The sequence below is a fragment of the Streptomyces sp. NPDC029296 genome (assembly GCF_055569255.1).
On record NZ_JBVHXT010000003.1, the window covers coordinates 1 to 10,493 of the forward strand.

The 10,493-nt window shown below is 71.2% G+C and carries 10 protein-coding genes; 5 read left to right on the forward strand and 5 right to left on the reverse strand.

The genetic code is table 11. The annotated features are described in order from the left end of the window. Positions 1 to 1,170: 1,170 nt before the first annotated feature. Positions 1,171 to 1,866 carry a response regulator transcription factor gene (locus ACZ4W9_RS03055; RefSeq protein ID WP_467932772.1) on the forward strand — a complete coding sequence of 232 codons (696 nt, stop codon included), beginning with the start codon at positions 1,171 to 1,173 and terminating at the stop codon, positions 1,864 to 1,866. 100 nt (positions 1,867 to 1,966) lie between these two features. Here the strand turns inward: ACZ4W9_RS03055 and ACZ4W9_RS03060 are convergent, their stop codons facing one another. Beyond that, on the reverse strand, positions 1,967 to 3,595 hold the full coding sequence (locus ACZ4W9_RS03060; protein ID WP_467932773.1) for a sensor histidine kinase: 1,629 nt from the start codon (positions 3,593 to 3,595) through the stop codon (positions 1,967 to 1,969). A gap of 346 nt (positions 3,596 to 3,941) precedes the next feature. Here ACZ4W9_RS03060 and ACZ4W9_RS03065 point away from each other — a divergent pair, with 346 nt between their 5' ends. Then, positions 3,942 to 4,292 (forward strand): SH3 domain-containing protein, encoded by a 351-nt coding sequence (locus ACZ4W9_RS03065; RefSeq protein ID WP_467932774.1) that lies wholly within the window; start codon positions 3,942 to 3,944, stop codon positions 4,290 to 4,292. Positions 4,293 to 4,434: 142 nt separating this feature from the next. Here ACZ4W9_RS03065 and ACZ4W9_RS03070 read toward each other — a convergent pair whose 3' ends face one another. The 4 genes from ACZ4W9_RS03070 to ACZ4W9_RS03085 form a co-directional block, all read right to left on the reverse strand. After that, entirely contained in the window at positions 4,435 to 5,673 is a 1,239-nt protein-coding gene (locus tag ACZ4W9_RS03070; protein WP_467933106.1) for an ABC transporter permease, read from the reverse strand. 71 nt (positions 5,674 to 5,744) lie between these two features. After that, positions 5,745 to 6,452, reverse strand: coding sequence for an ABC transporter ATP-binding protein (locus tag ACZ4W9_RS03075; protein WP_467932776.1), 708 nt, complete (start codon positions 6,450 to 6,452; stop codon positions 5,745 to 5,747). Next, complete coding sequence (locus ACZ4W9_RS03080) at positions 6,449 to 7,729, reverse strand: peptidoglycan-binding protein (protein ID WP_467932777.1); 1,281 nt, start codon at positions 7,727 to 7,729, stop codon at positions 6,449 to 6,451. Before ACZ4W9_RS03080 ends, ACZ4W9_RS03075 begins: the two co-directional genes overlap by 4 nt. A gap of 2 nt (positions 7,730 to 7,731) precedes the next feature. Then, a complete protein-coding gene (locus tag ACZ4W9_RS03085; RefSeq protein WP_467932778.1) occupies positions 7,732 to 8,322 on the reverse strand; it encodes a hypothetical protein in 591 nt (196 codons plus the stop codon). Between the two features lie 534 nt (positions 8,323 to 8,856). Between ACZ4W9_RS03085 and ACZ4W9_RS03090 the strand changes: the two genes are divergently transcribed. The 3 genes from ACZ4W9_RS03090 (at position 8,857) to ACZ4W9_RS03100 (ending at position 10,407) form a co-directional block, all read left to right on the forward strand. Then, the gene (locus ACZ4W9_RS03090) at positions 8,857 to 9,015 is read left to right on the forward strand and encodes a hypothetical protein (RefSeq protein WP_467932779.1); all 159 of its coding nucleotides are present in this window, start codon (positions 8,857 to 8,859) and stop codon (positions 9,013 to 9,015) included. Positions 9,016 to 9,443: 428 nt separating this feature from the next. After that, complete coding sequence (locus ACZ4W9_RS03095) at positions 9,444 to 10,199, forward strand: enoyl-CoA hydratase/isomerase family protein (protein ID WP_467932781.1); 756 nt, start codon at positions 9,444 to 9,446, stop codon at positions 10,197 to 10,199. A gap of 76 nt (positions 10,200 to 10,275) precedes the next feature. Continuing rightward, positions 10,276 to 10,407, forward strand: coding sequence for an LPFR motif small protein (locus ACZ4W9_RS03100; protein ID WP_467932782.1), 132 nt, complete (start codon positions 10,276 to 10,278; stop codon positions 10,405 to 10,407). Positions 10,408 to 10,493: the final 86 nt, after the last annotated feature.

Below are 10,493 nucleotides of genomic sequence, written 5' to 3' on the forward strand. Positions count from 1 at the left end.
GACCTGCCGGTCTGCCACCCGGGGTCGGCCTGTCGCGGCTCGCGGTATCAGCGGAGCGAGCAACTCCCACTCCTGATCAGTGAGTTCATGGCGACCTATCACCCCACCATGATCCACCACCCGATGATCTTTGAAGACGGACCCTAGTCGGGTTGTACGGGTTCGCCCGGCCCGCAGGCTCGGGCGAGCGCGGCGAACTCGTCAGCGCGGGCGGCGAGCTGCTGCTCTTGAAGGCGCTGTTGCTGGCGGGTTTCGGCGGCCGCCTGCCCCTGGGCCGGGTACCGGGCGGAGTTCGTGGCGCTGGTGGTGCCGGAAGCGGTCAGCCAGCTCGGAGTGCCGGACCGCTACCCGAGTTCGCCGAGGAGGGGCGGGCCCGGTACGTGGCGTGGGACGACCATGACGCGTGTGCGCGGCGGCGCTGCCCGAGGTCTTCGCCGGCATCGAGGTGTGGCGCCTGGTGGACCGGGTGGTCGTCGTGCGGCGGCCGCCGAGGTGCACTACGTCAACGACCCCACCGCTGACGGGCGGTGGAGGCGTCCGGCAGGCGCGCGTGAGGCGCTGCCGGCCGAGCGGGCGCGACCGTGGGGTGCGGCGGAGACGGGTGTCTTCCGCCGCTGGCCCGCCGAGGCGGACCGGCGTGCGCACGATCCGCGGCTGCCCCGGGACTGGGCGCTGGCGGTACGGCGCGATGCCGAGCGGGCGACGGTCCTGGCGGAGCCGCCGGGGAACACCGCTGGATCTTCGACGAGCTGATCACGCCGGACCTGCCGGCGCGGGCAAGAGCCGGATGACCCCGTTGATCCGGCGCACCCCGCAAGGGCGGCTGGCGCGGATCAGCGGCGACGACTTCAACGGGGGTGGCCGAGGAGCCGCCCGTACCCGGTCGATGACTCCGGCCCCGCCACGTGACGCCATCGCCGTTGCGGGTGATCCAAGGACCTGCCACCGGCCAAAGCCGGCGGCCGACCACAAAGCTCCGAGCCGACAGCAGCCTTCTTCATGCCCGCTGTCAGGGTTGCCAACCCGCCCTATCATTAGGTTGGAAACAGCTCGCGGTAACGTCTTTCGGGAATCCTGCCGGGCCAGGGGCGACCGTACCGGTGACCGAAATGCTCGGCCGGTTCTGTATTACGGTGCTGGAACTCGCAGGATCTCGTTGGGGGAGAAGCGTTGAGCGCTCGGATTTTGGTCGCTGAGGATGACGAGAAACAGTCTCGGCTGATCCGGATTTATCTGGAGCGGGAGGGCCATGCGGTGCAGGTCGTGGCCGACGGTCGCGCCGCTTTGGAGAGAGCGCGGTCGATCCGGCCCGATCTGATCGTGCTTGACGTGATGCTGCCCTACGTTGACGGACTCGACGTGTGCCGCATCCTGAGAACCGAGCCGGGCACCGCGGACGTCCCCATCCTGCTGCTCACTGCCCGCACGACCGAGGAGGACATGCTCCTCGGGCTCGACCTCGGCGCAGACGACTACCTCGCCAAGCCTTACAGCCCGCGCGAACTGACCGCGCGCATACGGGCGCTGCTGCGGCGGGCCAGGAAGTCGGCGTCGGCCGGAACGACGCTGCTGCGGGTCGGCGAGGTAGAGCTGGACACCGCGCGGTTCGAGGCCCGGGTCGCGGGCCGGCCGGTGACGCTGACTGCGAGGGAGTTCTCCATCCTGGAGTCGCTGGCCCGCGAGCCCGGGCGGGTCTTCACCCGGGCGCAGATCATCGAGCGGGTCTTCGGCTTCGATCAGGACGTGCTGGAGCGGACGGTCGACGCGCATGTGATGAACCTGCGGCGGAAGCTGGAGATGCCGGGAGGCCCGAGGCTGCTGGAGACGGTGTATGGACGGGGTTACCGGCTCGCGGACGGAACCTGAGCGGTTCCGGGGCGCCTCACGCGCAGTTGTCGGAGCCCAGGGAGAACGGTTTCGGCGCCCCGAGACGTGCACGGCTTCAGGGCGTCGGGACCTGAATGCTTCAGAGGGGCGGGACCGGGTGCGCGCCCAGGGTGATGGTGAACGTGGTGCCCACCCCGACCGTGCTCGCCACGTCGATGGTGCCCCGGTGGTCGGTTACGATCTGCCGGGCGATTGACAGACCGAGGCCGCTGCCGCCTGTTGCCCTCCCCCGTGACGCGTCCGCCCGCCAGAAGCGGTCGAAGAGGTGCGGCAGGTGTTCCGCCGGTATCCCGTTGCCGGTGTCCCGCACCTCGACGACGGCCAGTTCGCCGTGCGGGACGAGGGCCAGTGTCACGCGCCCGCCGGACGGCGTGGCACGCAGCGCGTTGCCGACGAGGTTGCCGACGACCTGGCGGAGCCGGTCCGCGTCGGCGGACACGTACACCGGGTGCGGGGCCTCCACCTCCAACGTCACGCCCGCCGTCCCGGCGCGGGCGCGGTACGCAGTGCGGGTGGCTTCGAGGAGATCTCGCAGGTTGACCTCGGAGCGGTGGTACGTGAGCGCGCCGGCCTCGGCGAGCGCGAGGTCCTGGAGGTCGTCCACGATCCGCTGCTGGAGCAGCGCCTCCTCGTGGAGGGAGTCGAGCAGTTCGGGCGTCGGCTCGACGATCCCGTCGCGCAGGGCCTCCAGGTAGCCACGCAGGTTGGCGAGCGGGGTGCGCAGCTCGTGCGCGATGTCGCCGGTGAGACGGCGCTGGCGATCCTCGCCGGCCTGGATGGAGTCCGCCATGCGGTTGAATGCTCTGCCGAGGTGGGCGATCTCGTCTCGCCCGGCGACCGGAACACGTCGCTGCAGATCCCCCTCGCCGAGTCCCTCGGCAGCGAGCGTCATGGCCCGCACGGGCCGCAGTACGGCCCGGCTCAGCAGCAGCGCCCCAAGGATCGCGGCGAGCGCGACCCCGACGGCTACGGCGATGGTGGGGGCGGCGGCGATCGTGGGCGGGGACTCGTCCTGGTATCCGAGGCGCACTTCGAGACGGGCTGGGGCGACGGAGGCGGTGCGCTCGTTGAAGACGCGTTGGAGGCAGGGGGCGAGCGGCTGGTCGGCCTCGCACGCCTTGGCCGCGGTCAGATCCTGGACTCGCTGAGGATCGCGGCCGGGCTGGGGCTCCACGCACTGGGTGGGCCGGCTCCCAGCGGTGACCACGGGGATGCCCATGCGGTTGGTTCGGACTGTCATCTCTGCCCCCGCCCGGGTCAGGCAGGCCGCGTCGGCCGCCGCCGCGCGGTATTCGACGATCGCCACCGCGGTCAGCTTCTCGACCGTGCTCGGCACCAGGCTCCGGTCGAATCGCAGCACCGGGCGGGGATCGACCAGAACCGGGGGCTGACTGCCCGGCGGGCGCGGCTCGCGGCCCGCGAGGGTGTCGGAGTCGGCGAGCTGGGCGCCGGTCTCCGTGGCGACCAGGACGCGCTGCCCGGTGTCCTTCGACAGCGCGGCGACCACCGGTGCGAAATCCTCCCAGGTGCCATGTGTGAAGCCGTACGCGCGCAGCTTGCCGATGACTTGGGAGACCTCCTTCTGGCCGGCAACGACGGCCTCCTGTACCTGTCGGTTGGCCTGCCGCAGGGTGAGCCAGGCGGTGGCGGCCGTGGCAGTCACCGCGATCAGCATCAGCACACCGAGCACCCGGAGCCGGAAGCTCATCGCGCCCCTCCCGTCACCGACTTCGGGAAATGTGCGCTCACCAGGACTCCTTCGATGGGGTTTCCCGAGCCACGGGACTGCCGTCGGGCTGCGGGGAGGTTTTCACAAGGGTGTGGAATCGGTCAACGAACCTCAGGAGTGACGAATTTTCACCCAATTCACTCTAGGTCAATCAGCAAAGAGAAATGGCCAGTCGGCAGCGGAATGATTTCTTCAGGATCATCGGCAGGTGATCGTTGCTACGGCAGTCGCACTCCGGTTGGTGCGAAGGCTGCTGCATTTTCCTTGGACGCCGTCAGGCGTCTGGGTGCAGCGTCAACGAACGACCTCAAGTGGGGGTTGCATAATGAAGCATCGACTCGCGGCAATTCTTCCTGCCGTCGCCATGGCCGTCCTGGCCGTCCCGATGGCCGCGGCTACCCCGGCCGCTGCGCACGCCAACTGCGGCACCGGGGCCTCGGACAAGGACGGCGGTTCGTGGGGCAAATGGGCCGACGGCGCCAACGAGCGCAGCGGCTCCAGCACCAGCTGTGGCATCAATGGTGTGGCCTACTCCAACCACACGCTGGACTACCACTGCTACACGATAGGCAACGACGACCGCAGCTGGACCTACCTGCGCAACGACGCGACCGGCGTCTACGGCTGGGTCCGTGACGACCTGCTGAGCAACGGTGGCAGCTTCACCCCGTGTTGATGCCGCGCGAGCGCTGAGCACGTCGCGATAAGAACACATCAGGGGCGGTCTCCTATGAGGCCGCCCCTGCCTCGTACGGAATGCTCGGCGCCGGCTCGTACATGCGCTGCGGGTTCCGCCCCCGCCCCGAACGCTGTCCTGCTCATGTGCCGGACAGCGCCTCTGTCGGTGACAGCCGGCTCGCGCGGATGGCCGGGTACAGACCGGCGATCACGCCGATGAGCAGCGTCGAGCCGACGCCGGCCGCGCTCGCCCAGACGGGGACGACCGTCGGCCAGTCCCGGCTGAAGGCGTATCCGGCCGTGATCAGCGTTCCGAGAACGGTTCCGCCTAGGCCGCCGATCAGCGACAGGAGAAGGGACTCCGTCACGAACTGGGTGCGGATCTGGCCCTTCGTCGCCCCCAGGGCCCGGCGCAAACCGATCTCCGGCCGGCGTTCCAGGACCGAGATGACCATGGTGTTGCCGACGCCGACCCCGCCGACCAGGAGCGCGACGCCGCCAAGGCCGAGCAGCAGCCCGGTGAGCGCCGACCGGGTCGCCTCGCGGGCTGCGAGCGCGTCGGAGGGCCGGGAGATCTGCACCTCGCCGGGCTTCGCAGGATTGGCCGTGGCCGGGAGCACCGCCCGAACCGACGTGACCTGGCTTTCCTCCGCCCGGACGTAGATCGTCGACGGATGTCCGTCGAAGCGGAGGTACGTCCTGGCCGCTGGCCAGCCGACCAGCGCGGCGCTGTCGAGTTCCGGCGCGAGCTGCACCTGATCGAGGACGCCCACCAGCGAGAACCAGCGGCCGCCCAGCCAGACCCGGGTGCCCGGGGTGTACACGTCGAGCCGCTGGGCGGCGGTCGCGCCGAGCACGACGGCCGGGTACTCCTGCGTCGCGGAGTCCAGCCAGCGGCCCTTGCTGACGTGACCGCCGACGGCCGGGAGCAGGCCGGAGCCGACCGCCAGGACGTCGAGGGAGCCGGTGCGGCCGACGGCGATGCGGTCGTTGCGGTAGACGTGCGCCCCTGTCGACCCGGTGGCGGCGACCTGCTGCACGGGTGGGACCCGCCCGATCATCGCCACGGACTCCACGGGGAGCTTGGCCGCGGCGCCGTCGAGAGTCTCTCCCGGGGCGACGCGCAGCAGGTTCGTGCCCAGTGCGTCCAGCCGACGGTCCACCTCCGCCTGTCCGGAGCCCGAGATCCCGACCACCGCGATCATGGCGGCGACGCCGATGGCGATGCCGATGGCGGACAGGAATACCCGCAGCGGGCGGGTCCGCAGGCCGGTCCCACCGAGCCGGATGACGTCCGCGGGGCTGAGCCGGGCGGCGCGCAGACCGGCCCGCGGTTGTGACGGTTCCCGGGCTCCGGCCGCCGGGAACCCGGGCGGCAGCGCCCGGATCCGGACGGTCTCGGGGTCCGCCTCCCGGCCGTCCTGCCGGGAGGAGTCGGTCGTGTGGCCGGTCACCGGGGTGCCCCGATCGTCGTGCTCTGCTCGATGTCGGCGACCAGGCGGCCGTCATGCATTTCGATGCGGCGTGGCAGCTCGGCGGCGATCTCACGGTCGTGCGTGATGACGACGACGGTCGTGCCCGCGGCGTTCAGCTCGCGCAGCAGGGTCAGCACCGCCGCGCCCGACGCCGAGTCGAGATTGCCGGTCGGCTCGTCCGCCAGCAGCACCGACGGTCCGCCGACCACGGCGCGGGCCACGGCGACGCGCTGGCGCTCGCCGCCGGAGAGCTGATGCGGGAGATGGTGGACGCGGTGGCTGAGCCCGACCCGTTCCAGGGCGGCCGACGCCTTGGCTCGGCGCCGGCGTATGGGCATGCCCGCGTAGAGCAGTCCGTCCGCGACCGAGTCCAGTACGGGGACGCCCACGGCCAGGTGGAACTGCTGGAAGACGAAGCCGATCCGGGTGGCCCGCAGAGCGGAGACCTCCCGGTCCGACAGGCTCGCTACGTCGTGGCCGTCGACGAGGACCCGGCCCGCGGACGGTCGGTCGAGGCTGCCCATAAGGTTGAGCATGCTCGACTTGCCTGAGCCTGAGGGACCGACGATCGCGACCAGTTCGCCACGCCCGATGCGCAGGCTCACGTCCCGCACGGCGGCCACGCCGCCCGGATAGGTCTTGGAGACCGCGTCGAACTCCACTACCGTCGTCGCGCCGCTCACTCGGGGATCCTCACCTTCATGCCCTCGCGGACCGCGGCACCACTGACCTCGACGTTGCCGTCCGCGAACATCCCGGTCTTCACAGCGACGAATCGACCGTCCGCGGTCTCCAGGCCGTGTCCGCCCTCGGCGAGGGCGACGAGCGCGGAAACAGGGACGGTCAGCACGTCCCGCGCCTCCTTTCCCACGTACTCGACCGTGACGGGACCGCTCTCCAACCGACCGACGGCCCTCTGCTCCTCGATGGTGACGGTCACGGGGATCGTGGCGGGCCGGCCCGTTCCGCCGCCCTCGCCCCCGCCCCCCTCGGGTGCGGTCGCCTGCTTGCCGATCGCCGCCACCTTGCCCTGCACGGAGTCGCCGTTGGGTAGCCTGACCGTGACGCGTGCGCCACGCACGGCCCAAGATGCCTCCGTCGCGGAGGCGTTGACGGTCACCTTACGAGTGGTCCCGGTGTAGGTGAGGGTGTTCTCCCCGACGGCGGAGCCGGGCCGAGTGCCGGGCTGACCGATCCGTACCTTGCTCGCCGAGTAGATGACGTCGCCCACGGCGACCGTGCCGGTCCGGGCCACACCGAGCGACTTCTGCCAACGCTTGACGGCGGCGGCCGTGAGGTTCGTGAACTTCTCGTCCACAGTGAAGCCGGTGTAACCCAGGGCGGCGAGGTTTGCTTCGAACTGCATGACGTCCATGCCCTTCAGCTCACGCGGCGCCTGGGAGGGGCCGGAGCCCCTATCGGTTCCGGCGCCCCCCAGTACCGCCGACCCGGAAGGGTTCGGGGACTTGCCGGCCCCTCCTCCGCCGTTCTGCTGTTGCTCGTCCGGGTTCTGGTCGTCGGACCCCTGCTCGTTCTCCTGGGCCGTCAGCCCCAGGGACCGGTACATCGGCAGGCTCCCGTACATCAGGATGACCGGCCGGTCGTCGACCCGGAGCAGCTCTTCGCCGCGCTCGACCGTGGCGCCCGGCTTGGGCAGCCAGGTCACGGTCCCCTGTGCCTTCACGGGCAGCGGCAGCTCCGTGCCGTATCCCAACTGGCCTTCCAAAGACGTGCGTTCGGTCAGCGTCGCCCGGGTCACCGAGACGACGGAGCCGGATCGCGGCGGGGCACTCGGGTCTCCGTCATCCCCGCCGCCGAGTCCGAGAGCGCCGACCACGGCGACCGCTGCCACCACGACAACGGCGGAGGCGATCAGCGCCGTACGCCGACCCCGCCTGCCGCGCGGCGGCGTGGGCACCTTTCGGGGCTCGTCATCGATGTGCGACACCGTCTCGGTCATCGTCAGCCCTTGCCCGCCGGCGGGTTGGTCGGTGCACCGATGATGGGGGCGCAGACGCGCGTCGCCCGCTGCGCACCGGCCGAGCTCTGATCCCACTCGGGCTCACCGGAGTTGTTGTCGCCTCCGTAGCCGTCGGGGCCCGGGTCGGGGAAGTCCTGGGCGCCGTTCTTCTGCATGCATTCGGCGTATTCGCGCTTGGTCTTGATCTGCTCAGGGGTGAGCTTGGGCCGGTTGGCCGCCTCAACACTCTCGGGGACGGCGGGCTTCTTCGCGGAGCACTCCTTCGAAGCATCGACGAACTTGGGGTTCTTCTTGAGGGCGAGACCCTGCCCGGAGAGGTCGACCTGCCCGGACTCGTCCGGGTCGGGGACGTCGATGCCGTTGTCGCGCATGCACTTCACCCAGTCGCGCTGGCCCTCCACATACTCGGCCAGCTCATCCCCCGCACCGTCCCCGTTTGCCCGCTCCGAGGCGGACGTGCCGGCACCGCCCGCCGAAGGAACCTTCGCACCGCCGTCATCGCCGCCACAGCCGCTCAGCGCGAAGGCCAAGACCGATGCCACCGCAGCCAGTAATACCCGGTTCGCCCTCATCGACTTTCCCACTCCTCCTGTCCCGCCCGGCCGCAGATGCGGCAGACAGAATGACGGTAGGCCGGAAACCATGAAGAACTTTTGAAGAACCTGTCACGCGATCATGAGGCCCCTCAACACCTCGGCTCGGCAGGGCGACCCGCCGTCGTTTCGATCCTGTGGGCCCCTGTCGATTGAGTGGGGTCCGCCCTGCAGCGGCCTCACCCGCCATACCGGTACCCGCGGCCGTCCTGGAGGGCCCGTTCGCCCGGGACGTCCTCACAGCGCCGTCCGCCCTGTGCCCGAGCACAACGGACCGGGCCACCTCACCCTCTGCCACCGCGACGGGCGGAACCGTCACGAGGCGGTGCGCCATGCGGCCCGATATCCCGGCCTGCTGCCGCTGGTCGTGATCCGCTGCGCCAACTGGGCCGAACCGGGACGCGAGGGCGCCCGGCATCACCCGGGTGCTTGGCCTGGACACGTGACCTTTTCCTGCCCTGCCTGCCCGACGCGGGAATGATTCCGGCCGGGCGAGCCATGAGGAGGGGGAGGGTGGGAGGGAAGGAGCTCGGGTTGTTGCAGGCGTCGGTGGGCACGACGGTACTGGCCTACAAGGGATTCGGGGGTGCCCCGACCTGGCTGGCGGGCATGATCGCCATCCTCGGCTTCGTCGTTTTCGGGATCGCACAGGTCCTCCGCAGGAGGAAGTAGGGCACCTCGGGCCGCCGCCCGCGCCCAGGGGTGACGGCCAGGGGCCCGGACGTTGTCCCGTCCTCCGTCACGGTGAGCCGGGCGAGTACGGACGCGCCGAGCCAGAGGCATGCGCGGGTGGACGTGGCCGACTGCGTCGGCGGCCGTGCTGCACAACGTGCCGGCGTTCACCGTGACCGCGTTCGCCATCGTCGCGACCCCCGGCCCGAGCACGCTGTTCACGCGGAGGCGCCGCGGAAGGCCGGCAACACCGAGTCTTGCCGCCGACGGACGATCCGGCCCGTGCAGACGGCCCCCGCGCGTGTAGGACAGCTTGCTGGCGTCGATGCGAATGTCAAATATTTGACGACCTCCTTGCCTGATCGAGGGAAGCCGGGCCGCCCGCTCCGCCGCCGGGGTCCCGGGGCGCCTCCGCTACGATCCGCCGCATGGTTCCCCAGCTGTCCCACGAGGTCGCCGGCTCCGTCGCCACCGTGGTGATCCGTCATCCCGCCAAGCGCAACGCCATGACGACGGCGATGTGGCGGGCCCTGCCCCCGCTGCTGGACACGCTCGCGGCCGACCCGGACGTGCGGGCGCTGGTGCTGACCGGCGAGGGCGGCACCTTCTGCGCGGGCGCCGACATCAGCACGCTCCAGGGCTCGCCGCAGGAGGCGCAGGGTCTCGCGGTGGCGGCCGAGGAGGCCCTGGCCGCGTTCCCCAAGCCGACCGTCGCCGCGGTGCGCGGGCACTGCGTGGGCGGCGGGGCCCAGCTCGCGGCGGCCTGCGACCTGCGGCTGGCGGAGGAAGGGGCGCTGTTCGGGGTGACCCCGGCGCGGCTCGGCATCGTCTACCCGGCGTCCTCGACCCGCCGGCTCGTCTCCCTGGTCGGCCCGGCCACCGCCAAGTACCTGCTGTTCACGGCCGAGTTGATCGACGCCGGGCGGGCGCTGCGCACCGGTCTGGTGGACGAGGTGCTGCCCGAGGGGGAACTGGACAAGCGGACCGCGGAGCTGACCCGGGTGCTGGTGTCCCGCTCGCAGCTCACCCAGGCCGCCGCCAAGGAGTTCACGGCCGGCCGCACCAACCGGGACGCGCACTGGGCGGCGCGGGCGCGCGGCAGCGGTGACACCGCGGAGGGGGTCGCCGCGTTCCTGGAGCGCCGGCGGCCGGGCTTCACCTGGACGGTGTCCGCGCCGGACTGAGGCGCCGGGCCGGGTTTCCCCGGCCGCGGCGAGGTACCCGGTGCGCGAAGTCGCCCCGACGAGAGGAGACCGTGCCGTGTTCCGTGCCCTCGCAGACATCCTGCGTCAGATCGGCTCAGCCGTCGCGACGGTGGTCACGCTGCCCTTCCGGGCGCTCGCCCGGCTGTTCGGCGGAGCCTCGTCCACCGCGCGCGGGAGCCGGGCCTGACGGCCCCGGGGGGGGGGGGGGGGGGGGGGGGGGGGCCGGAGTTCCAGTTTTTTTGGTCCCCTCTCTCCCCTCCTCGCCACCCCCAC